The organism is Dorea sp. (assembly GCF_977044405.1).
The window spans coordinates 1-23596 of the sequence record NZ_CDRRQK010000022.1 but is presented as its reverse complement, the minus strand read 5'-3'; the positions used below and the strand labels follow the sequence as shown (position 1 = coordinate 23596).

The 23596-nt window shown below is 42.5% G+C and carries 24 protein-coding genes, 3 pseudogenes and 1 riboswitch; of the genes and pseudogenes, 24 read left to right on the top strand and 3 right to left on the bottom strand.

Going from position 1 to position 23596, the window contains the following annotated elements; translation table 11 throughout:
• From ACWJAF_RS10455 to ACWJAF_RS10375, 17 genes and pseudogenes are all read left to right on the top strand, one after another.
• Positions 1 to 1146, top strand: a complete 1146-nt coding sequence (locus tag ACWJAF_RS10455; protein WP_448863730.1) for a trans-sulfuration enzyme family protein — start codon at positions 1 to 3, stop codon at positions 1144 to 1146.
• Positions 1147 to 1158: 12 nt separating this feature from the next.
• Positions 1159 to 2334: a MalY/PatB family protein gene (locus ACWJAF_RS10450; RefSeq protein ID WP_448863728.1), complete on the top strand. Its 1176-nt coding sequence runs from the start codon at positions 1159 to 1161 to the stop codon at positions 2332 to 2334.
• A 30-nt stretch (positions 2335 to 2364) separates the two neighbouring features.
• Positions 2365 to 2985 carry a peptidase C39 gene (locus tag ACWJAF_RS10445; RefSeq protein ID WP_448863726.1) on the top strand — a complete coding sequence of 207 codons (621 nt, stop codon included), beginning with the start codon at positions 2365 to 2367 and terminating at the stop codon, positions 2983 to 2985.
• Between the two features lie 15 nt (positions 2986 to 3000).
• Positions 3001 to 3915, top strand: a complete 915-nt coding sequence (gene nadA / locus ACWJAF_RS10440; protein WP_296033145.1) for a quinolinate synthase NadA — start codon at positions 3001 to 3003, stop codon at positions 3913 to 3915.
• A gap of 149 nt (positions 3916 to 4064) precedes the next feature.
• A complete protein-coding gene (locus ACWJAF_RS10435; protein WP_448863724.1) occupies positions 4065 to 4358 on the top strand; it encodes a hypothetical protein in 294 nt (97 codons plus the stop codon).
• Positions 4359 to 4556: 198 nt separating this feature from the next.
• Positions 4557 to 4671: riboswitch (FMN riboswitch) on the top strand.
• Positions 4672 to 4908: 237 nt separating this feature from the next.
• A complete protein-coding gene (ribD, locus tag ACWJAF_RS10430; RefSeq protein ID WP_448863722.1) occupies positions 4909 to 6045 on the top strand; it encodes a bifunctional diaminohydroxyphosphoribosylaminopyrimidine deaminase/5-amino-6-(5-phosphoribosylamino)uracil reductase RibD in 1137 nt (378 codons plus the stop codon).
• A complete protein-coding gene (ribE, locus tag ACWJAF_RS10425; RefSeq protein WP_296033140.1) occupies positions 6027 to 6680 on the top strand; it encodes a riboflavin synthase in 654 nt (217 codons plus the stop codon). The genes ribD and ribE overlap by 19 nt, the downstream gene beginning before the upstream one ends.
• Before the next feature lie 18 nt (positions 6681 to 6698).
• Positions 6699 to 7916 carry a bifunctional 3,4-dihydroxy-2-butanone-4-phosphate synthase/GTP cyclohydrolase II gene (locus tag ACWJAF_RS10420; RefSeq protein WP_448863720.1) on the top strand — a complete coding sequence of 406 codons (1218 nt, stop codon included), beginning with the start codon at positions 6699 to 6701 and terminating at the stop codon, positions 7914 to 7916.
• 33 nt (positions 7917 to 7949) lie between these two features.
• A complete protein-coding gene (gene ribH / locus ACWJAF_RS10415; protein ID WP_296033137.1) occupies positions 7950 to 8423 on the top strand; it encodes a 6,7-dimethyl-8-ribityllumazine synthase in 474 nt (157 codons plus the stop codon).
• Positions 8424 to 8462: 39 nt separating this feature from the next.
• The gene (locus ACWJAF_RS10410; protein ID WP_448863718.1) at positions 8463 to 8762 is read left to right on the top strand and encodes a hypothetical protein; all 300 of its coding nucleotides are present in this window, start codon (positions 8463 to 8465) and stop codon (positions 8760 to 8762) included.
• A gap of 181 nt (positions 8763 to 8943) precedes the next feature.
• The gene (locus ACWJAF_RS10405) at positions 8944 to 9327 is read left to right on the top strand and encodes a winged helix-turn-helix transcriptional regulator (RefSeq protein ID WP_448863716.1); all 384 of its coding nucleotides are present in this window, start codon (positions 8944 to 8946) and stop codon (positions 9325 to 9327) included.
• 3 nt (positions 9328 to 9330) lie between these two features.
• On the top strand, positions 9331 to 10677 hold the full coding sequence (locus ACWJAF_RS10400; protein WP_448863714.1) for an MATE family efflux transporter: 1347 nt from the start codon (positions 9331 to 9333) through the stop codon (positions 10675 to 10677).
• A 165-nt stretch (positions 10678 to 10842) separates the two neighbouring features.
• Positions 10843 to 10950: pseudogene (locus ACWJAF_RS10395) on the top strand (AAA family ATPase); the annotation flags it as partial.
• Positions 10951 to 11175: 225 nt separating this feature from the next.
• A complete protein-coding gene (locus tag ACWJAF_RS10390; RefSeq protein ID WP_448863712.1) occupies positions 11176 to 11586 on the top strand; it encodes a GNAT family N-acetyltransferase in 411 nt (136 codons plus the stop codon).
• Between the two features lie 107 nt (positions 11587 to 11693).
• Positions 11694 to 12734, top strand: a complete 1041-nt coding sequence (locus ACWJAF_RS10385; protein ID WP_448863710.1) for an alpha/beta hydrolase — start codon at positions 11694 to 11696, stop codon at positions 12732 to 12734.
• Positions 12731 to 13279 carry a DUF2318 domain-containing protein gene (locus ACWJAF_RS10380; protein WP_448863708.1) on the top strand — a complete coding sequence of 183 codons (549 nt, stop codon included), beginning with the start codon at positions 12731 to 12733 and terminating at the stop codon, positions 13277 to 13279. The genes ACWJAF_RS10385 and ACWJAF_RS10380 overlap by 4 nt, the downstream gene beginning before the upstream one ends.
• A 75-nt stretch (positions 13280 to 13354) precedes the next feature.
• Positions 13355 to 13435: pseudogene (locus ACWJAF_RS10375) on the top strand (hypothetical protein); the annotation flags it as partial.
• Here the strand turns inward: ACWJAF_RS10375 and ACWJAF_RS10370 are convergent.
• A pseudogene (locus tag ACWJAF_RS10370) lies at positions 13430 to 13492 on the bottom strand (hypothetical protein); the annotation flags it as partial. The pseudogenes ACWJAF_RS10375 and ACWJAF_RS10370 overlap by 6 nt on opposite strands.
• Between ACWJAF_RS10370 and ACWJAF_RS10365 the strand changes: the two are divergent.
• The 4 genes from ACWJAF_RS10365 to ACWJAF_RS10350 all read left to right on the top strand — a co-directional run bounded on the left by ACWJAF_RS10365 (position 13471) and on the right by ACWJAF_RS10350 (position 15735).
• Positions 13471 to 13788: a phenylalanine--tRNA ligase beta subunit-related protein gene (locus ACWJAF_RS10365; RefSeq protein ID WP_448863799.1), complete on the top strand. Its 318-nt coding sequence runs from the start codon at positions 13471 to 13473 to the stop codon at positions 13786 to 13788. The pseudogene ACWJAF_RS10370 and the gene ACWJAF_RS10365 sit on opposite strands and share 22 nt — an antisense overlap.
• A 242-nt stretch (positions 13789 to 14030) precedes the next feature.
• The gene (locus ACWJAF_RS10360; RefSeq protein ID WP_448863706.1) at positions 14031 to 14597 is read left to right on the top strand and encodes a prolyl-tRNA synthetase associated domain-containing protein; all 567 of its coding nucleotides are present in this window, start codon (positions 14031 to 14033) and stop codon (positions 14595 to 14597) included.
• A 65-nt stretch (positions 14598 to 14662) separates the two neighbouring features.
• Entirely contained in the window at positions 14663 to 15295 is a 633-nt protein-coding gene (locus ACWJAF_RS10355; RefSeq protein ID WP_448863704.1) for an endonuclease III domain-containing protein, read from the top strand.
• 149 nt (positions 15296 to 15444) lie between these two features.
• Positions 15445 to 15735: a hypothetical protein gene (locus ACWJAF_RS10350; protein WP_448863702.1), complete on the top strand. Its 291-nt coding sequence runs from the start codon at positions 15445 to 15447 to the stop codon at positions 15733 to 15735.
• Here ACWJAF_RS10350 and hcp read toward each other — a convergent pair.
• Together hcp and ACWJAF_RS10340 are read right to left on the bottom strand one after the other, a co-directional pair.
• Positions 15732 to 17300, bottom strand: a complete 1569-nt coding sequence (hcp, locus tag ACWJAF_RS10345; protein WP_448863798.1) for a hydroxylamine reductase — start codon at positions 17298 to 17300, stop codon at positions 15732 to 15734. The genes ACWJAF_RS10350 and hcp overlap by 4 nt on opposite strands.
• A gap of 198 nt (positions 17301 to 17498) precedes the next feature.
• Positions 17499 to 17735 (bottom strand): hypothetical protein, encoded by a 237-nt coding sequence (locus ACWJAF_RS10340; RefSeq protein WP_296033123.1) that lies wholly within the window; start codon positions 17733 to 17735, stop codon positions 17499 to 17501.
• A 313-nt stretch (positions 17736 to 18048) separates the two neighbouring features.
• Here ACWJAF_RS10340 and recQ point away from each other — a divergent pair, with 313 nt between their 5' ends.
• From recQ to ACWJAF_RS10325, 3 genes are all read left to right on the top strand, one after another.
• Complete coding sequence (recQ, locus tag ACWJAF_RS10335; RefSeq protein ID WP_448863700.1) at positions 18049 to 19926, top strand: DNA helicase RecQ; 1878 nt, start codon at positions 18049 to 18051, stop codon at positions 19924 to 19926.
• Between the two features lie 15 nt (positions 19927 to 19941).
• Positions 19942 to 20721, top strand: coding sequence for an HD domain-containing protein (locus ACWJAF_RS10330; RefSeq protein WP_448863797.1), 780 nt, complete (start codon positions 19942 to 19944; stop codon positions 20719 to 20721).
• A 253-nt stretch (positions 20722 to 20974) separates the two neighbouring features.
• Positions 20975 to 23407 (top strand): cation-translocating P-type ATPase, encoded by a 2433-nt coding sequence (locus tag ACWJAF_RS10325; protein ID WP_448863697.1) that lies wholly within the window; start codon positions 20975 to 20977, stop codon positions 23405 to 23407.
• Positions 23408 to 23596: the final 189 nt, after the last annotated feature.

The window sequence follows — 23596 nt, the reverse complement described above, 5'->3', positions numbered from 1 at the left end:
ATGAATTACGGATTTGAGACACGATGTATACACGGAAACGGAACAGATGAAAAAACACATTCTTACGGTTCGGTAGCAGTACCGATCTACCAGGCAGCAACATTTGCACACCCTGGAATTGGAAAATCTACAGGCTACGACTACACAAGAGAGAGCAACCCGACAAGAACAGAGCTTGAGCATACGATGTCGGCACTGGAAGGTGCGGTAGATACTGTAGCATGCGCAAATGGCATGGCTGCGGTAGGTCTTTGTCTGGAGTTATTTGACCGCGGGGATCATATCCTTTGTACAGATGATCTGTATGGCGGTTCTGTCAGAATGTTTGAATCTGTCGGCGGGAAGAGGGGATTGGAGTTCTCTTATGTAGATACTGCGGATGCAGATCTTGTAGAAGCAGGTATCCGGGAGAATACAAAAGCACTTTATATCGAGACACCAAGTAACCCGACCATGCGTGTCACAGATCTCAGAAAGATGAAAGAAATCGCAGATAAACATGATCTGAAGATTATCGTTGACAATACATTTCTTTCACCATTATTTCAAAGACCGATTGAACTGGGAGCAGATCTGGTTATCCACAGTGGAACAAAATTCCTTGGCGGACATAATGACACACTGGCAGGATTCCTGTGTTCGGCGGATGAAGAGACAGCGAAGAAGATCCGTTATATATATAAGACAGTCGGAAGCTGTCTTGCACCATTTGACAGCTATCTGATCTTGCGTGGAATTAAGACATTGTCTGTAAGATTAAGAGCACAGCAGGATAATGCGATGAAGATTGCGAACTGGTTAAAAGGACATAAAAAAGTAAAACAGGTCTATTATGTAGGCTTGAAAGAGCATCCGGGATATGAAGTAAATGCATCACAGGCAAGCGGATTCGGAAGTATGATTTCTTTCAAAGTAGATAGTGAAGCAACAGCAAGGAAACTCCTGGAAAGTGTGAAACTGATCGCTTATGCGGAAAGTCTCGGAGGCGTAGAGTCACTGATCACTTACCCGATGCTTCAGACACATGGAGATCTGCCGGTAGAAGTAAGAGAGAAGCTTGGAATCACAGAAGATTTCTTAAGATTGTCAGTTGGAATTGAAAATGCAGATGATCTAATCGCAGATCTTGAGCAGGCACTTGCGTAGGAGGATATACGGATGAAGTTCGATTTTGACAAAGTAGTAGACAGACATGGAACAAAATGTCTGAAATATGATTTTGCAAAAGAAAGAGGAAGAAGCGATGATATGCTTCCGCTCTGGGTAGCAGATATGGATTTCCCGACAGCACCGGGAATCCAGGAAAGATTAAGTGAAGCAGTTGCTCATGGAATTTACGGATACAGCGAAGGAAAAGACGATTATTTCCTGGCAGCAGCCGGATGGTATGAGAAACATTTCGGATGGAAAGTGGAAAAAGAATGGCTGATCAAGACACCGGGCGTGGTATTTGCACTTGCTATGGCAGTGAAAGCTTATACAGAAGAGGGCGACGCAGTCCTTCTGCAGCAGCCGGTATATTATCCATTCAGCGAGGTGATCACAGATAATCACAGAAGACTGATCAATAATCCACTTCAGCAGGTAGACGGACATTACAAGATCAACTTCGAAGAATTCGAGCAGAAGATCGTAGATGAAAAGGTAAAATTATTCTTAATGTGCAGTCCGCACAACCCGGTTGGACGTGTATGGAAAGAATGGGAGCTTCGTAAGATCGGAGATATCTGTCTGAAACACAACGTACTGGTAGTCAGCGATGAGATCCACAGTGACTTTACATATGGAGACAATGTACACCATGTATTCGCATCGTTGGATGAAAGATATGCAGCGATCACTACCACATGTACTGCACCAAGTAAGACATTTAACATCGCCGGACTTCAGATTTCGAATATCTGGATTTCGAATCCGGAACTTCGTGCAAGATTCCAGGCAGAAGTGACGGCAGCCGGATACAGTCAGGTGAACCTGATGGGACTGGTAGCATGCCAGGCAGCGTACGAAACAGGTGAAGAATGGTTGAAAGAATTAAAACTCTATCTGGCAGAGAACCTGGATTACGTCCGTACATTTTTAAAAGAAAATCTTCCGGAGATCAAGCTGACAGAGCCGGAAGGTACCTATCTTCTGTGGCTGGACTTTAAGAGTCTTGGCATGAAAGAAGAGCAGTTAAAAGACCTGGTAGAGAACAAAGCAAAGCTCTGGCTTGACAGTGGGGCGATGTTTGGACCGGACGGAGAAGGATTTGAGCGTATAAATATTGCGTGTCCACGAGAAATTTTAAAACAGGCATTGACACAACTGGTTAATGCGGTGCATGATAGATAAGTGAGAATATGTTAAAGAAGGGAATTTTTCATGAAGAATCCACTGCACTATCAATTTTCCGAATATGACTGCGGACCAACAACGATGCAAAATGCAATCAGCTATTTATTTGAGAGGGAGGAGATCCCGCCGGAGATACTTAGAAATATTATGCTATATTGTCTGGACTGCTATAGTTCTGACGGTAATCCGGGTGAAAGCGGGACTTCCTGTGCGGCAATGATGTTCTTAAGTAACTGGCTGAACAGTATGGGCAATATCGATAAACTGGCTGTTTCCAGCAAATATCTGTCCGGGAAATCCGTCTATATCGGAAATGAAAGTTATGTGAACGATGCACTAAAACGCGGAGGTGCCGTGGTTTTACGTCTGTATACAGATGAATGGCATTACGTACTTTTAACCGGAGTGGAAGGTGAGAATGTACGGATGTTTGATCCTTATTATTGTGACCAGGATTATGAACAGAAGGATATCATAAGAGTTCTGGATCAGCCGACCTGTTGCAACCGGATCGTTCCATGGAAGTATTTTAATAAGACAGCACTTAACATGTATTCCCTAGGACCGTACGATGGGAGAGAAGCTGTGGTCTTATTTAATGAAAAGACCAGGCTTACGGAGGAAGAGACCATCGAATACTTTATTTAGAGGTGAAAGTTTGAAATGAACGAAGAAATCAAAAGCGAAATCCAGAAACTGAAAAAAGAAAAAGATGCTGTTATCCTGGCACATTATTATGTAGATGGGGAAGTACAGGAGATTGCAGATTATGTAGGAGACTCTTATTATCTTGCAGAGATCGCAACAAAAGTGCCGGAAAGCACAATCATTTTCTGCGGTGTATCTTTCATGGGAGAAAGTGCGAAAATCTTAAACCCTGAGAAGAGAGTCGTAATGGCAGACGGTCATGCAGACTGTCCGATGGCACATATGGTAGATGTGGACAAGATCAGAGAAGTAAGAAAAGAATATCCGGATGTATCCGTAGTCTGTTATGTGAACTCGACTGCAGAGATCAAAGCAGAATCCGACGTCTGTGTAACATCATCCAATGCACTGAAGATTGTAAAGAATCTTCCGAATAAAGATATCTTCTTTATCCCAGATGAGAACCTTGGCCGTTATGTGGCAAGCCAGCTTCCTGAGAAACACTTTATCTTCAATGATGGATTCTGCCACGTACATAAGAGCATCCATAAAGAAGAACTTCAGAAAGCCAAAGAAGCACATCCGGAAGCACTTGTACTGACACATCCGGAATGTACGGGAGATATTCTGGAATTATCCGATTTTATCGGAAGCACATCACAGATCATCGATTATGCGACAAAGTCAGATAATAATACATTTATCATCTGTACCGAGATGGGTGTGTTCTATGAACTGCACCAGAAGAATCCAGAGAAGAAGTTCTACTCTGTAGGACACAGACAGTTCTGTCCGAATATGAAGATGGTACGTCTGGAAGGTGTAAAAGAAGCACTCGAGACTATGCAGCCGGAGGTCAATCTCGGTGAAGAGATGCGCCAGAAAGCAGCACTTCCACTGGAGAAGATGCTGAAGCTGGCAGCACAATAAGCCAGGGTAAGCCAGGGGGACGGGACAAGGGGTTTTTTTAGTGTCCCGGTGGCCCAAGTAAGAAGAAAAATTTGATTACACAATTGGATTACACATAGAAAGACTTCGTATCTAACAGGGGATACGAAGTCTTTTTTAACGGAATACAGTTGAATTGTTCAAAACCGACAGTAGAGCGTTGGGAGAGAAGTGAAGACGTTATCCGCGGACCAATTGTTCTATTTCTTAAGATGCTGCAGAAGTATCCGGAATATGAACAGGAAGTTAAAGTTCCGGAAAAAGTGTGGCCTCTCAGAATCTGGTATAAAGCGGATTATACAGGATACGAAGGACTGGCAGAGTATATGATATCGCATCTTCTGAAAAAGTCTACGTTGGCTGAACAAGAATTTGTATGTTATGACCTGGAAGAAATCAAATATGGAACGATGGTTTATAATTAATAAAGGAATATTACAAAAGAGAGGTAGTAGCGAATGAAATTTCATAGTTTGTAATTGAGATTAGAGGAAAATGTTTCGGACAATTGAAGTCGGTGGCAGGTTCTGCAGATAAGGAATTTCCGGATTTTGCAATAATATGGAAAAAGAAATAGAAATTTTACTTTACAAAGCACATATAAAGTACTAAGATAAAAGAAAAGATATCTTCAGGGCAGGGTGAAATTCCCTACCGGCGGTAAAGCCCGCGAGCCGAAAGGTATGATCCGGTGAGATTCCGGAGCCGACAGTACAGTCTGGATGAGAGAAGATGATGGTACAGTTAAGTTTTGCAATGAATGTAGTATCAAAGCTCTGAGATGGTAATCCATTTCAGAGCTTTTTGTAAAATAATATTTTAGAGAAACATTTATCAATTTTGGAAAACAAATCGTGCCCCCTGTAGATAATCTACAGGGGGTTTTTGCATAGTAAAGTATGCAAGAAAAGCTGTTCTTTTGTATATCAAAATAAGAATTGAAATAAGAATTAAAATAAGAAAGAAGGAATAGAAGTGACAGATAAAGATTACATGCTCCGGGCAATCCAGCTGGCCAAAAAAGGAGAAGGCTGGACGAATCCGAATCCAATGGTAGGTGCAGTAATTGTAAAAGATGGGAGGATCATAGGAGAAGGTTATCATAGAAAATGCGGAGAACTTCATGCAGAACGTAATGCACTCGCATCTCTTACAGAATCAGCGGAAGGCGCAACGTTGTATGTTACACTGGAACCTTGCTGCCATTATGGTAAGACTCCACCATGTACAGAAGCAATTATTGAACAAAAGATTAAAAAAGTAGTGATTGGTTCCAGAGATCCAAATCCGGAAGTAGCTGGAAAAGGTGTACGGATACTGAGAGAGGCTGGTGTTACCGTAACAGAAGATTTTATGAGAGACGAATGTGACCGCCTCAATCCGGTATTTTTCCATTATATTACAACGAAGACGCCTTATGTGGTGATGAAATATGCAATGACGCTGGATGGAAAGATTGCGACGAAAACAGGCGCATCAAAATGGATTACCGGAGAAGCAGCAAGAGCAGAAGTACAGCAGATGCGCCACCGGTATATGGGAATCATGGCCGGTATCGGAACCGTGCTTGCGGATGATCCGATGTTGAATGTCCGGGTAGAAGGTTTGAAAAGCCCGGTCAGGATTCTGTGTGACAGTAAGCTTAGAATTCCGCTTGACAGTCAGATTGTAAAAAGTGCAGGAAAGTACCGGACAATCGTAGCTTATGCGGATTTTGGAAATGACAAAGAGAAACAAGAAAAAACAGATATATTACATGCCATGGGAGTAGAGACTATCTGCTGTCCGGATGAGAATTGTCAGATAGATCTTAAGAAACTGATGCATGATCTTGGAAATGAAGGCATTGACAGTATCCTTCTGGAAGGAGGAGGAACGTTAAATGACAGTGCGTTGCGGGCAGGAATCGTAAAAGAAGTACAAGCCTTTATCGCACCAAAGATATTTGGCGGCATGAATAGTAAGACACCGGTGGAAGGCATCGGAGTTGATATTCCTTCCGAAGCAGTGAAATTAAAATATACAGATATCTGTCAGATCGGGGAGGATATTAAGATTACATGTCAGGTGTGTGAAAAAGAACAGGAGGAGTCATGTTTACAGGAATCGTAGAAGAGAAAGGAAAAGTCCGGTATATGCAGCTTAACGGAGAATCGGGAGTCCTGGCGGTGAAAGCAAAAAAAGTGCTGGAAGGTACGAAGATTGGTGACAGCATCGCAGTAAATGGAGTGTGTCTGACGGTCACATCACTTCAGCCGGATGGATTTACTGCGGATGTGATGGCAGAGACAATCCGACGGAGCAGTCTTGGAAGCTGCAAGGCCGGAAGTTATGTGAATCTGGAACGGGCAATGGCAGCAGATGGAAGATTCGGAGGGCATATTGTAAGTGGCCATATTGACGGAACCGGTGTGATACGCTCCATGATCAGGGAAGAGAATGCCATCTGGGTGTCTATTGGGACATCACAGAAGATATTACATCTGGTCGTAGAAAAAGGATCTATCTGTATAGATGGAATCAGCCTGACAGTGGCGAAAGTGGACGAAGCAGGTTTTCAGGTGTCAGTCATTCCTCATACAGGAGAAGAAACTACGCTTTTGGAAAAAGCGCCGGGTGATCCGGTCAATCTGGAAAATGATGTAATCGGTAAATATGTAGAAAGGCTGCTTGGCATTGATAAAAATAAAGAAGAAAAAAAAGAATCCGGAATTACGATGGAGTTCCTGGAAAAATTCGGATTTTAGAACAGGAGGATATATATTATGTCACAAAAGTATCAATACAACACAATTGAGGAAGCATTAAAAGACTTACGGGAAGGAAAGGTCATCCTGGTTACGGATGATCCGGACCGGGAGAATGAAGGAGATCTGATCTGCGCGGCAGAATTTGCAACACAGGAAAATATTAATTTCATGGCGACTTATGCGAAGGGACTGATCTGTACACCGATGAGTGCGGAGATTGCAGCGGATCTGAATTTTCCTCCGATGGTTGCGGAGAACACAGATAATCACAGTACAGCATTTACCGTGGCAGTGGACCATGTGGACACAACGACCGGTATCTCGGCAGCAGAACGTTCGTATACCATTATGAAATGTGTGGATGAAGAGGCACGACCGGAAGATTTCAGAAGACCGGGACATGTATTTCCACTCATTTCCAGAAAAGGTGGGGTTCTGGTACGTAATGGCCATACAGAAGCAACGGTGGATCTTGTGAGACTTGCTGGATTAAAAGAATGCGGTGTGTGCTGTGAAATCATGAAAGAAGACGGAACCATGATGCGGACACCGCAGTTGTGGGAACTTGCCAAAGAACATGGTCTTACATTTATCACAATCCGTGATCTGCAGGATTATCTGAGGATACATGAAAAACATGTAAAAGAAGAAGCAGTTGCAGACCTTCCGACGCAGTATGGTGATTTTAAAATCCATGGATATATCAATGATATTACAGGGGAGCATCACCTGGCACTGGTAAAAGGTGATATCGGAGATGGCGAAGACGTACTTTGCCGTGTGCATTCGGAGTGCCTGACCGGAGATGCATTTGGTTCACTCAGATGTGACTGTGGGCTGCAGCTTCAGACGGCGATGCGCCAGGTAGAAGCAGAAGGAAGAGGCATCATTCTTTATATGAGACAGGAAGGAAGAGGAATCGGTCTGATCAATAAGATCAAGGCATATGCGCTTCAGGAACAGGGATATGATACCGTTGAGGCAAATGTAAAGTTAGGATTTGCACCGGATCTCAGAGAATACTGGATCGGGGCGCAGATATTATCAGACCTTGGCGTGAAATCATTGAGATTACTGACTAACAATCCGGAAAAAGTTTATGGACTTGGTGGTTTTGGGCTGAAGATTAACGAAAGAGTACCGTTAGAGATTCCACCGCAGAAGTATGACCTGAAATATATGAAGACAAAACAGGAAAAGATGGGACACATTTTCAAAGAAATAAATTTATAAAACATTTATTAAAAATAACAGGAGGAAGAAATCATGAGACAGATCAATGTAGTAGAAGGAAAAGTAGTAGCACCAGAGGGAATGAAAGTTGGTATTGTAGCGGCAAGATTCAATGAGATTATTGTAAACAAATTATTAGGCGGGGCAGTTGACGGACTGGTCAGACATGGAGTAGAAGAAGAGAATATTACAGCAGCATGGGTACCGGGAGCATTCGAGATTCCGATGACCGCACAAAAGATGGCAAAATCAGGAAAATACGATGCAGTTATCTGCGTAGGTGCAGTTATCCGTGGGGATACATCACACTATGATCTGGTGTGCAACGAGGCAGCCAAAGGAATTGCACAGGTGGAACTTGCAACAGGAATTCCGGTATTATTCGGAGTTATCACAACAGAAAATATCGAGCAGGCGATTGCGCGTGCCGGAAGTAAGGCGGGAAATAAAGGATATGACTGTGCACTGTCAGCCATCGAAATGGTGAACCTGATGAAGCAGCTCTAATTGAGAAGAAAAAGATAAGGAAAAGTGATAATAAAGACGATGGTAAAAACAATCATATTTGACTATGATGGAACAATCCATAACACACTTAGAATCTATGAACCGGCATTCCGGAAAGCTTATCAGTGGCTGGTTGAACAAAATGTTGTGGAAGAACAGAAGATTGAGTCATCCCGGATTGCAGGCTGGCTTGGACTTAACAGTAAAGAAATATGGTATCCGGGGGCGGAAAAGATGCTGACAACGTTAAAGAACCGGGGATATCATTCGCGACTCATTATTACACCTTCCAAAGTTATCGTTACAACACCAGGCGCAGATAATAAAAAAGAAATCTAATAAAATGGTTACTAATAAATTTCTTAGTAACTTCAAAAAACATCACCTTCAGGCTATAATGGAGTAAAACACATGGCTTGAAGGTGATTTTATATGCCAAAGTATGTGCGAAAAGTTGCCGGTGGCAATTTTTTTGTATCGCCATGCGTTTGGAAGAAGCTGCCGGTGGGAGGTTTTTTTGATGGCAAAATATAAGAAAAAATTAGAAGATGACATACGATGTCCGCTCGAATATGGACTGACAATATTTGGCGGGAAGTGGAAGTCGCGCATTATCTGTGTACTGTCAGCGAAAAAAAGACTGCGCTACAGTGAGATACGCAAGGAAATGTATAACATCACAGATGCGGTTCTTGCATCAACATTAAAAGACCTGATAGAAGATGGAATTATAGACAGAAAATCTTATGACGAGATTCCACCAAAAGTAGAGTACTCATTGACGGAAAAAGGAAGATCTGTGGTACCGATTTTACAGAGTATCTGCCAGTGGTCAGATATTTTTTACAAAGAAGAGGAAGAAAAAGAGATGGTACAATGTCAGAAATGCGATCACAGGAGATAAACGATGCAAAAAGATAACGAATTGTTGGCTTCTATGCCGGTACCAAGAGCTTTTCTTAAGCTTGCGGTTCCGGCTGTAGCAGCACAGCTTATTAATATTTTATATAATTTAGTAGATAAGATGTTTATCGGTCATATCCCGGAGGTGGGAAAGCAGGCACTGGCGGGGGTAGGTGTAACAGCACCAGTTATCCTTGCTATTTCGGCTTTTGCAGCACTTGTAAGTATGGGTGGGGCACCGAAAGCATCTATTTTTATGGGAAAAGGCGAGAAAGAGAAGGCTGAAAAGGTCATGGGAAGCTGCACCTGGATGCTGGTGGCACTTTCGGTGATATTAACCGGAATCATGCTGCTTTATGGGAAAAAGATTCTGCAGCTGTTCGGCGCAAGCGGCGATACAATTACTTACGCGGTAGATTATATGAATATCTATTGCCTTGGGACATTATTTACCCAGCTTACATTGGGACTGAATGCATTCATTACAGCACAGGGGAAGACACTGATCGGTATGTGGAATGTGGCGGCCGGAGCAGTGGCAAATATGCTGCTCGATGCAGTCTTTATCAATGGATTGGGAATGGGAGTAAAAGGTGCAGCACTTGCGACTGTGATTTCACAGGGCGTATCCGCATGTCTGGTGATCCGTTATCTGACAACGCCCGGGAGTGAGCTGAATCTCTATGTGAGAAATATACGTTTTAAAAGAGAACTTCTGTGGCCATGCGTGTTGCTTGGTGCGTCACCGGCATTGATGCAGCTGACGGAAAATATGGTTGCGATTAGTTTTAATACTTCTCTGCAAATACATGGCGGAGACATGGCAGTGGCATCTATGAGTATTCTGAACAGTATCATGCAGTTCGTTATGCTGCTTTTACCGGGACTGGTGCAGGGCGCCCAGCCATTGTTAAGCTATAATCTTGGAGCAAAGAATATTCCAAGGGTAAAGAAAACATTCCGGCTGCTGCTGGCATGCTGTGTAAGTGGTTCTTGTTGTATCTGGCTGATATGTATGGTAATGCCGGGAACTGTCGCTGCTATTTTTACGGATAATGTGGCTTTGATCGTATATACGGAAAAAAGTATGCGAGTATATCTGGCTATGCTTTTTATATATGGAATACAGGTCGCATGCCAGTATAGCTTTGTTGCGCTGGATCAGGCGAAGAAGGCAATCTTTCTTACGATATGGCGTAAGATTATTTTGCTTATACCACTGATATTTCTTTTGCCGCAGATTTTTCCGGATGCAGTAATGGGGGTGTATCTGGCGGAACCGATTGCCGATACAATCGCGGTCTGTACGACAGCGCCTATGTTTTACATGTATTATAGAAAAATGTGTTAGGAAACAGGAACTGAATTCGCATATAAAAATCGGAGTGTTTGTTTTATGTCGCCGTGTAAGGTGGAAATGATAGGAAAAACATGGGAAATCTGTTATACTTAAACAAATAAATACGTATAATAATAGCAATAATCAGGGGAGGGAAAACCAATATGCAAAAAAAATATTTCCAAAGAAAGCATCTTTACAGGACTTAATAATTTTAATGTCATGTCTATAACGGATGTAGAGTTTGATGAATATTTTGGATTCACAGATGAAGAGGTGAGAAAACGAGGTATGAGGAAGAACTCCGGGAGGAAGGAATGGAGCATATATGGAAATACGGGATTGCCTGCTATAAGAAAAGATGTAAGGTAAGCATATAGCTTGAAGGTGATTTTATATCGCTATGCGTTCGGAAGAAGCTGCCAGTGGTCAGATATTTTTTACAAAGAAGAGGAAGAAAAAGAGATAGTACAATGTCAGAAATGCGATCACAGGAGATAAGGAGATATCATGATTAAATATACAGAAGAAAAGAAATTTACACAGGAACAGGTACAAAAGCTGTTTTTATCCGTAGGCTGGACTTCGGGAAATTACCCGAAGCGTCTGTATAAGGCACTGATGAATTCCTCTACGGTGTTTACTGCATGGGATGAGGAAGAACTGGTAGGACTGATAAGAGTATTAGATGATACAGAGATGCTGGCACAGATCCATTATGTACTCGTCCATCCGGACCACCAGGGGAAAGGGATTGCAGGGACGATGCTTGAGCATGTAAAAGAAAAATACAAAGACTTTATGTATATTGATGTCATGCCGGAAGATAAAAAGAACGTGCCATTCTATGAAAAGCATGAATTTAGTGTTATGGAAAATGGAGCGGCAATCCAGATCTGCAATTATGAGAATAGGCAGTAGCAGAGGTGGAAGATAAGCGATGAAAGATAAGCGATGCAGAGAAGTATAATGGGGAAAGAATGACAGTTGATCAGAGAGGAACATAACAGAAGGAGAAAATAAAAACTATGATAAATGAAAGAACCGAAATATGGAAAAAAGAAGAATACCATTATCCGGCTGCACACGGCTTCATACCGGTGATGTTCAGCTACATTCATGAGGATGAAAAGAAGCATCCGGCAATGATTATTGCACCGGGTGGTGCATACAGGGAAACATCCCCGTCGGAGGCACATCTGCCGGCTATGGAATTCTATCAGGCAGGCTACAATGTATTCGTCCTGGAATACACGGTAAACCAGCTGGATGAAGCACCACTGAAGCTGCAACCGTTAAATGACATATCAAGAACCATCCGGATGATCCGTTCCCGTGCAGAAGAATTCCATATCAGGCCGGATCAGATTGCAGTCTGCGGATTCTCAGCAGGAGCACATTTGTGTGCGAGTCTTTGTGTACATAACAAGGATGTAAAAGATCCGGAAGAAGCATATCAGAACATATCCAACCGCCCGGATGCAGCAATTCTGGCTTATCCAGTCATCAGTTCGGGAGAATATGCACATAGAGATTCTTTTGTTGCATTGTTAGGGAAAGAGCCGGCAGAGCAGGAACTGGATTATATGTCACTGGAAAATCATGTGACAGAAGATACTCCACCGTGCTTCCTTTGGCAGACCGTAACAGACCAGACCGTTCCGGTACAGAACAGCTATCTGTTTGCACAGGCATATGCGAAGGCGGGAGTACCATTTGCACAGCATGTATTTTCAGAGGGGATCCATGGACTTTCTGTGGCAACTGAAGCGTGGTTAGAACAGAATATCGGACAGGAAGAAGGAAAAAGATATACACAGGAACAGGTACAGCTTCTTGCAGAGGCAATAAAAGCCGGTGAGACTTCATTTCCAGAGGAAAAGGGAGAAGAACTTCTGGTGAAGTTTGGTATCGGACGTAAAAAGCCGGCAAGATGGACAGAAAAGCAAAAAGAGGAAATCCGCAAAACTTTGAAGGAAGTACAAAGCTGGACGTATCTTGCGGAAGAATGGCTTAAGAAGTATCTGGCATTGGAAGAATACTTACCATTATATGGACCGCACTTGTGATAGCAGCATTGTCTGCCTGCGGAAGCTCAGAGACATCAGGAAGTCCGGAGACATCAGGAAGTTCGAATGTTTCAGAAAGTTCGGATGTGTCAGGAAGTTCGGATGTTTCAGAAGATGAAAATACGGAATCAGATGCGGAGAAAGAGGAAGCAGCGGTATATGAAACTCCTGGCGTAGAGAACGGTGAAATTTCAATTGATGCAGATACATTGACTTCAAATCCAATGTACATCAATTACGATTCCAATGGAACCAATATCCAGCTTATTGCTGTAAAAGGATCAGATGGGACTCCGCGTTTATCACTTAATACATGTCAGGTATGCAATCCATCGCCAAGGGCGTATTTTAAGGAACAGAACGGAAGACTGGTATGTCAGAATTGTGGAAATGTATTCACGACAGACAGCGTAGGTGAAACTTCGGGCGGATGTAATCCGATGTATATAGATTATGAAAATACAGATGGTAAACTGACTGTAAGTGTGGCAGATCTGGACACATATGCAGATCAGTTTACAGCGTGGGCAGGTCCGGTAAACTAGAGCATTTTTCAGACATGCTCTAGTATCTCCATCGTAGAGATATCAGCCTGAAAGGTGGATGCATCTTATAGAAGAATGCTTAGAGCGTGTTTGAAAAATCATTCCTACAATCTATATGCCCCACTTTGCGGTATATTTTTCCTTCATTCGGTTGACGTAGCCCGCTACGCCGCCCTCATTCAGACAAAAGTCTGGCAAAAGAAGGGGATACATTTCTCCCGTTTGGCTCTGATACAGAAGAAACACCGGATGTTGGTGAAGTGGTATATGCAGTTGGTCAGCAGGTGCGTACAAGACGCTGGACATGGAGACAAAGTGAACATGGCAAGATTACTGCTGATTCATCGGACATCTTCTTTCCAATAGATGGCTTCACAGATTTCAACAGAGAGAACGTGATCAAGGCACAGACAGAACTGGATAGTCTCCTGAAAACTATTTGTATTTACGGAAAAATATTCAGGAAGAATATGGAAGAGATATCTGGTTTATACGAAAGATATGAGTAAAGATCAGGATATTTTTTGTATACCAGTTTATATGGTGCCATTTTTATAGAAGAATGTATTGTATATAAGGGAAAGTACGGAATATGCATTTATACGAAAATATATTTGGAAAGGAGTTGTCTATGAAAAAGATATTGATAGTTCTGGGCGGCGGACCAATAGTGTTACTTGCGGTACTAAGTAGATAAGCATATAATATTGAAAAAGAATGAACAAAAAATTGATATAAGACAGGAGATAAAATGAAATTATACAATGGCCGTCCGGAAGACATCTCCGGACGGAAAGAAAAAGAAATAAAAGTCTACAATATACTGGACAGCCTGAACATCCCCTACATCAGAGCGGATCACGAAGCGGTCATGACCATGGAAGCCTGTGAGGAGATTGATAAAGCACTGAGAATGGAGATATGTAAGAACTTGTTTTTATGTAACCGGAAGAAAACAGCATATTATCTTCTTTTAATGCCGGGAAACAAAGCGCTCAAGACAAAAGAACTGTCACAGCAGATTCCGACCACGAGATTATCCTTTGCATCGGGAGAAGACATGGAAGAGTATCTGAATGTAACACCGGGATCAGCTACTGTCATGGGACTGATCTTTGATCCGGAGAATAAAGTGCAGCTTCTGGTGGATGAGGATTTGTTGAAACTGGAAGAATTCGGATGCCATCCATGTGTGAATACTTCGACTATTAAGATGAAAACAGAAGATGTTTTTGATAAATTTCTGAAAGAAATCCATCATGATTATATTACGGTGAAGCTTTCAGATGGAAATATGTCAGAGGATGGAAAGCAATAAAAACATTATAAGTGATGATTGTGTATAAAAAATAGATGATAGAAAGAGCAAGCAGGTGAATAGAGATGGATAAACAAGAACTGGCATTAGAGGTCATTGGCCGCCTGAAAAAAGAATACCCGGATGCGGGATGCACGTTGGATTATGACGATGCATGGAAGCTGTTGGTCAGTGTACGTCTGGCAGCACAGTGTACCGATGCAAGGGTAAATGTAGTGGTAGAAGGACTATATGCAAAATACCCGGATGTCAATGCACTGGCAGAAGCAACACCGGAAGAGATTGAAGAAATCGTAAGACCATGTGGACTTGGGAAGAGTAAGGCGAGAGATATCAGCGCCTGTATGCGTATACTCCGTGATGAATATGGTGGAAAAGTTCCGGATGATTTTAACAAATTGTTGAAACTTCCGGGAGTCGGAAGAAAAAGTGCAAATCTGATCATGGGGGATGTGTTCGGTAAACCGGCGATTGTTACGGATACACATTGCATCAGACTCTGTAACCGGATCGGTCTGGTAGACGGAATCAAGGAACCGAAGAAAGTAGAGATGGAACTTTGGAAGATCATCCCACCGGAAGAAGGCAGTGATTTCTGTCACAGGCTGGTATATCACGGAAGAGACGTCTGTACAGCGAGGACGAAGCCGCATTGTGAGAAATGCTGTCTGGTGGATATATGTGGTAAATATATTTAACAAAATATAGCATGCCATGAAAATAAAGCTTGCGTAAGTAAAATGAAATTTATATAATAGTTTTAAGGACGAGGGAGTAGCATAGAAAAAGTGTTACTCTCTTTTTTGCTTCGCATTAAAAAACATATCATGAAGAGAGGAAATTTGTTATGGCGGACGTAGTAAGTATATTAGACGAATTACAAAACAAAGCATTAAAAGACGAAAAGTTAAAACAACAGCTTCTCGCAACCAGAACAGAAGCAGATCCATTGTCTGCATTCTGCAAGACCTGTCGTGAACTTGGCTATGAACTATATGAAATGGAATTAATTGCGGCAGGAGAAGAATTCCATGCCGCAATGAAAAGAAGTACCAACGGCGGAGGGGAGAACTCGCCGATGATCAAGGCTGAAGATGATTTTTATGAATTATTTTTTGCAAATCTGGAGGGAAATTAGCCCAGAATTTTCTTCATATCTTCCTCCACAGTACTGATCTTCTGAATATTATAATTCTCCACCAGTATCTTCCACACATTCTCGGAGACGAATGCCGGAAGTGTTGGTCCAAGCAGGATGTTTTTGACACCGAGTGATAATAACGTAAGAAGGATACATACGGCCTTCTGTTCATACCAGGAAAGAACCAGGGTGAGCGGGAGGTCGTTTACTGTGCAGTTGAAAACTTCCGCAAGTGTAAGTGCAACCTTGATGGCACTGTAGGCATCATTACATTGTCCCATATCCAGAATCCTTGGAATACCATCGATGGAACCAAGATCAAGGTCATTCAGACGGTATTTGCCGCAGGCCAGTGTCAGGATCAGAGTATCCATAGGTGCAGCCTTGGCGAAATCCGTATAATAACTGCGTCCCGGAGCGGCACCGTCGCATCCGCCGATCAGAAAGATATGGCGGATCTTGCCGGCTTTGATCAGTTCTACAATGTGCCCTGCATGGGAAAGGACGGCATTGTGGGCGAATCCTGTCGTAACCGTAGAGCCGCCGTTGATACCGGTCATTGGATGATCTTCAGGGTAGCCCTTGCATTCCAGTGCTTTTTCGATAACAGGGGTAAAATCTTTATCGTCCCCGATATGAACAAGGTCAGGATAAGATACGATTGAAGTGGTAAATACACGGTCACAGTAACTTTGACGTACCGGCATCAGGCAGTTTGTAGTAAACAAAACAGGTGCCGGAATATTATGAAATTCCGACTGCTGACTCTGCCAGGCAGTTCCAAAGTTTCCTTTCAAATGAGAATATTTCTTTAACTCTGGATATCCATGTGCCGGGAGCATCTCACTGTGGGTGTAGATATTAATTCCTTTGCCTTCTGTTTGCTTTAATAATCGTTCCATGTCATGAAGGTCATGTCCGCTGACGACGATAAATGGCCCTTTTTCGATGGTCAGCGGAACTTCTGTCGGTACCGGATTTCCGTAAGCACCGGAGTTGGCATGATCCAGAAGTTCCATACAGCGGAAATTAATCTCCCCTGTCTTCAGAACAAGCGCCAGCAATTCATCAGAATTTTTTTCAGAGCCAACCGCTTCCAACCCTTCATAAAAGAAATCCAGGACATTCCGATCCACATAATCCAGCGCATATGCGTGGTAAGCGTATGCAGCCATACCGCGCAGACCAAAAAGAATGAGTGATTTTAGTGACCGGATATCTTCCAGGTCTTCCCAGATATGACGGACATCATAATTCATGACATCCGGGTAGATCCGGTCTTTTTCTATGTTCACTTCATGAATGAGTTCCATAATCGTATCATTGAAAAAATTAACATTGGTAATGGTGGTGAATAGCCCTTTTAAGATAAGTTCATCGGCGTGACCGAAAGAAGCATCCGGATTCAGGGCAAGTTTTTTACGCACGGCACGTGAGAGACCGATGAGTGCACTGGTCAGTTCATCCTGATAATTAGCAGTATCACTTTTCTTCCCGCAGACACCGGCACGCCCTTTACAGCCAGAATTATGAGCAGTCTGCTGACACTGGAAACAAAACATTTCTTCCATAATAAATACCTTCCTTGTTGTAGATTTATAACATGGTTTAGTATGTTGCTGATAAAGGAAAAATATACGGATGAAAATATACAGAACCTGTCACTGGCAGTTTTTCTTGCATACGCAGGTATAAAAAATGCGTATACATTTTGGAAAATGAATCCATATGTATACGCATAAAGCAGAATCAAAAAGCTCTTAGTTCTGCATAGATTTAAAAGCATCGAATAATTCCATGTCATCTGCTTTTAATCTGACGTTGGTGCAGTAATTTTTTCCTTCGGGAGTGGTAACATTAATTTCGATAATGGTTCCTTCCACTAATGCATCCTGTGAAACCGCACGCAGGAACATTGGAAATTTTGGGTGGTTGGCACGGAAACGGTCCATACCTGATTTTATTTTCTGCATCATAGCAATCTGACGAAAATCCATTTTTAATCCTCCTGAAATATTATGATGTTGGGGGCAAAAGGTATTTTGACCCCTATGATACACGGATTGCTTCGCATTCATGCTCTCACAATCCTAAAACATCTGATTATAAAGTTATAAAGAAACTGAGACAATTATACTGAAAAAGATATAGAAAGTCAAAAATTTTGTTGATTATGTAACGTTGCTTTATAACTATAGTATGATACTATAAGGGAGAAATATTATTTGTAGATGGGGATTTTTTACAATAATGGAGTATGAAGTATACCGGCATAGGGAGTTACAAAATAAGCATAAGGGAGAATACAAAATGCAAAAATTAATAAAAGATGCAGAAAAGATATTGAAGCAATACTATGGATACGACCATTTCAGAGAAGGACAGATTCCCGTGATAGAGGCAGTTCTGGAAGGAAGAGACGTTCTTGGAATCATGCCGACCGGTGCAGGAAAGTCAGTGTGTTATCAGGTTCCGGCGCTTATGATGGAGGGAATTACCCTTGTCATCTCGCCACTGATTTCGTTGATGAAGGATCAGGTAGGGACATTGAACCAGATGGGGATCCATGCCGCCTTCCTTAATAGTTCCCTGACAGCAGGGCAGTATTATAAGGCATTGCAACTTGCAAAACAGGGAAGATATAAGATCATCTATGTAGCACCGGAGCGGTTAGAGACAGACAGTTTTCTGGATTTTGCATTGTCAGAGCAGGTGAAGATAGCATTCGTCGCGGTGGACGAGGCACATTGTGTGTCGCAGTGGGGACAGGACTTCAGACCGGGGTATCTGAAAATCCTGGATTTTCTGGAGCGTCTGGCATATCGTCCGGTGGTTGGTGCATACACAGCAACAGCAACGGCGGAAGTACGGGAAGATATCCTGGATATATTAAAGCTTCAGGATCCATATGTGGAAACAACCGGGTTTGACCGTGGAAATCTTTTTTTTGCAGTGAAGAAACCGGTGGATAAGTATAAGGAGCTGGTCAGTTATCTGAAAGAAAAGGGATATGACACATCCGGGGACAGTGGAATCATTTACTGCCTGACCAGAAAAAGCGTGGAGCAGGTGAGTTATGATCTGAGAAATGAGGGATTTTCTGTTACAAGATACCATGCGGGACTTTCGGATGAAGAACGCAAGGAAAACCAGGAGAATTTTATATATGGAAAACGCCAGATCATGGTGGCAACCAATGCATTTGGTATGGGAATTGATAAGCCGGATGTCCGATTTGTCATCCATTATAATATGCCGAAAAATATGGAAAGCTATTATCAGGAGGCCGGACGTGCAGGAAGAGACGGGGAACCTTCAGAGTGTATCCTGTATTATGAGCCAAGAGATGTAAGAACGAACAGATTGTTTATTGAAAATGGGGAAGAAAACAGTGAGCTGGATGATGTGACACGCCAGATCGTAAGAGAACGGGATCTGGAACGTCTGAAGCAGATGACATTTTACTGCTTTACTTCCGAATGCCTGCGGCAGTATATATTGAACTATTTTGGAGAGAAGAGCAGCTCCTACTGTGGAAACTGTCTGAACTGTCAGACACAGTTTGAAGAGGTGGATATTACAGAAGAGGCGAAGACCATTTTACGATGTCTGTATGCACTGGACTGGAATTACGGGGCATCCACAGTGATTGATATCGTGCATGGAGGAAAAAGTCAGAAGATATTTGGAAAGAATCTGGATAAGAATCCGGAATATGCAAAATTAACTGACAGAACGGTTCCAAGATTGAGACAGATCTTAAGGGAACTGCAGTTTCGTGAGTATGTAGAAGAACAGGGAGAGAAGTATCCGGTAATCTGTCTGACACCGGCAGGAAAAGCATTTATGGAGACGGAAGAATCTCTGATCATGAAGCTTCCGAAAGAAGAGACGGAGAAAACGTCTGATGCAAAGGTAAAAAAGGAACGCCGCAAAAAAGGAGCGGTGGCAGCAGAACTTTCAGAACAAGATGCAGAATTATTCGAAAGTCTTCGTGAGCTTAGAAGAGAGATTGCGTCAGAAGAAAAGATTCCGCCATACATGGTATTTGCAGATAAGACGCTTGCCGGTATGTGTGTCATGCGTCCGGAGAATCTGGATGAGATGCTGGACGTATCAGGAGTTGGGGAACATAAGCTTGAAAAATATGGGGAAAGATTCCTGGAGAGAATATTAAACCATAGATAGAAGGAGAATCAGATGATAGATTTACAACACGCAGAGGAAGAATTTGAAAAATATCTGGATGGTTATGACAGAGACAATGATAAGGTAAAGCTGAAAATAATACATACATATGGAGTCGTAAAATGCAGCAGAAAAATTGCGGAGGGTCTGAAACTTTCCGAAGAAGACTGTAAACTTGCGCAGGTGATAGGTCTGTTACACGATATAGGAAGATTTGAACAGTTAAAGCGTTACGACAGTTTTGAACCAGGAACGATGGATCACGCTTCGTTTGGAGTGCAGATACTGTTCGAAGAAGGTATGATCCGCAGGTTTGTCAAAGAAGATACCTGGGATGAGATCATCCGGACAGCAATAGCAAGACACAGCGATTATTCGCTGGATACGAAAGAAAAGATTGAAGATGAACGACAGCTGCTGCATGCAAAGATTATCCGGGATGCGGACAAACTGGACAACTGCCGAGTTAAATTAGAAGACTCTATAGAAACAATGCTTGGCGTATCTGCAGAAGAGGTAGGAAGTTCAACGATCAGCCCTGAGATCATGGGGCAATTTGAAGCAAGGACATCGATACTGTCTGAGACAAGAAAGACAAAGATGGATTACTGGATGTCTTATCTTGCATACTTTTTTGACATTAATTTTAAAGTAACATACGAGCTGATAGCTGAGAATCGTTATGTAGACAAACTGGTTGCAAGAATCCCTTATGGTAATCCAGATACAGCAAAAGAGATGGAGCGTGTAAAGAAAGAATTGAATGAATATGTTAGCTGGCGCTCACAGGCATAAAGGATAGAATTGAAAAAACATATTTATTAGAAAAGTTATACAGATTTCATAAAGTGTTAATACATTTGTGCAATAATGTGTTGTATACTAAATACAACCCAGAGTGCGTCTGAAAAATCATTTCTGCAATCTGTGACATATATCTTGCAGAAAGCATTTTTAAGACACACTCTGGAGCGTATTAATATACACATTGTGGTTCACATAATAATACGCTTCCAAAAAATGGATGTAACTGACAAGGAGGTACATTATGAAACGAAAAGACAGGCGAAAACTACAGGATGAAGCCTGGGATTATGAAATAGAACGTACACCGACGACCAGGTACGAGCCGGAATATCAGACAGGCTTAACCAGTGCACAGGCTGCAGAACATAAAAGAGATGGCTGGTCAAATATGTCAGTCGATCCGCCGGCTCAGACAACGGAAGAGATTATTAAGGAAAATGTATTTACGTATTTTAACCTGATCTTTCTTGTGCTTGCAATTTTACTGATAATTGTAGGTTCGTTCCGTAACCTGACATTTCTTCCGGTCATTATATTCAATACTTTGATTGGTATTGTACAGGAAATACGTTCCAAACGTACACTTGAAAAGTTAAATATGCTGAATGCACCGCATGCAAATGTTGTGAGAGATGGAAAAATACAACGGGTGAATTCAGAAGAGCTTGTATTAGATGATATCGTTATATTCAAAGCAGGAAATCAGGTCTGTGCAGACGCAGAAGTGGTACACGGAAGTGTACAGGTGAATGAATCGCTGCTGACAGGTGAATCGGATGAGATTACCAAAAATCCGGGAGACAGACTGATGTCCGGAAGCTTTATCGTGGCAGGAGAATGTCATGCAAGACTGGATGCTGTCGGTGTGGATTCCTATATTTCCAAACTGACACTGGAAGCAAAAGCGATGCAGAAAGGGGAGCAGTCAGAGATGATCCGCTCTCTTGACAAACTGGTAAAAGCAGTAGGTATTGCATTGATTCCAATTGGAATTGTATTATTCGTGCAGAGCTTTTTATTTAACGGAGATCCGTTCCGAAGCAGTGTTACTTCGATGGTAGCAGCTGTGATCGGTATGATACCAGAAGGCCTGTATCTGCTTGCAAGTGTGGCGATGGCAGTCAGTGCCATGCGTCTTGCGCAGAAAAAAGTCCTGTTACATGATATGAAGAGTATTGAGACCCTTGCCAGAGTCAATGTACTTTGCGTGGATAAGACAGGAACGATCACAGAAAATTCCATGAGTGTAAAAGATCTGGTAAAGACTTCGAATTATAAAGAAGATGAAATGACAGATCTTACGAAGATACTTGGAGATTTTGCAAAGGCTATGAGCAGTGATAACAGTACCATGGAAGCTCTGAAAGAATATTTCAAAGAAGGAACGGGAAGAAAGCCGGAATCTGTTACACCATTTACATCTGCAACAAAGTACAGTGGAGTTACTTATAATGATGAAGTGCACGTTCTTGGTGCGCCGGAATTTGTATTAAGAGAGGACTATGATACGTACAAAGAAGAAATCCAGACATATGCAGGAAAAGGTTATCGTGTTCTGGTGTTCGGTACGTATGATGGAACGCTTGATGGAAAAGCACTGACCGGAAAAGTGAATCCACTGGGATATGTACTTCTTGCTAATCCAATCAGAAAAGAGGCACCGGAGACATTTGCTTACTTTGCGGAGCAGGGAGTGGAAGTAAAAGTTATATCCGGAGATAATCCTTTAACCGTTTCGGAAGTGGCAAAAGAGGCTGGTATCGTAAATGCGGACAGATATATTGATGCAGCTACATTGCATACAGATGCTGAGATCGCAGATGCGATAGCGAATTATACGGTATTTGGCCGCGTAACACCGGCACAGAAAAGACAGTTTGTCCATGCACTGAAGGATCAGGGCAAGACGGTAGCAATGACCGGAGATGGTGTCAATGATGTACTGGCTTTGAAGGATGCGGACTGCAGTGTAGCCATGGCATCGGGAAGTGATGCGGCAGTACAGGCTTCGCAGGTAGTATTACTGGAGTCTAATTTTGCATGCATGCCGTCTGTTGTAATGGAAGGAAGACGAGTGGTAAATAATATCCAGAGATCAGCCAGTCTGTTCCTGGTTAAAAATATCTTCTCATTCCTGTTATCACTGTTTTCAGTGGTGCTGATGATCACATATCCACTGGAGCCTTCACAGATATCATTGATCAGTATGTTTACCATCGGAGTACCGGGATTCTTCTTGGCATTCCAGCCGAATAAAGAAAGAATCAAAGGACATTTCCTTACGAATGTATTCCTGAAAGCATTACCTGCAGGACTTACAGATGTACTGATGGTCGGAGCGCTGGTAGTATTCGGAAAGACCTTCGGTGTGAATGCAACAGATATCTCGACAGCAGCGACAATCCTGCTTCTGATCGTAGGATTTATTATCCTGTTCAATATCTGTAAGCCGTTAAATATCTTCCGTGGTGCAGTATGGGGCGGCTGTTTGATCGGCTGCGTACTCTGCTTCATCTTTCTGCCGAAGCTGTTCGCAATTACAAGCATGTCTAAGAAATGTATCATGCTATTCGTGGTATTCTCGATCGCAACAGAGGCAGTGCTTAGATATCTGACGCTTTTGGTGAAGGGATTACGGAAAGGGTATCGGAAGATTATGCATAAAGAAGGGTAATTAGGTGTTTAATACACTAGTTCATCATGGCCTCCCGGTCCATGAGAAAGCGCTGGTATCCTGTTTGCTGCTAGATGTCACGATGCAGAAGTTCTAAGGCAGTCCGACTTTCCTAAGGACGAAAGGGACTCCGCTCCAAACTCGCCGTTCGGCTCAAACAGTGTCGCTCCGTCCCTTTAACGGAAAGTC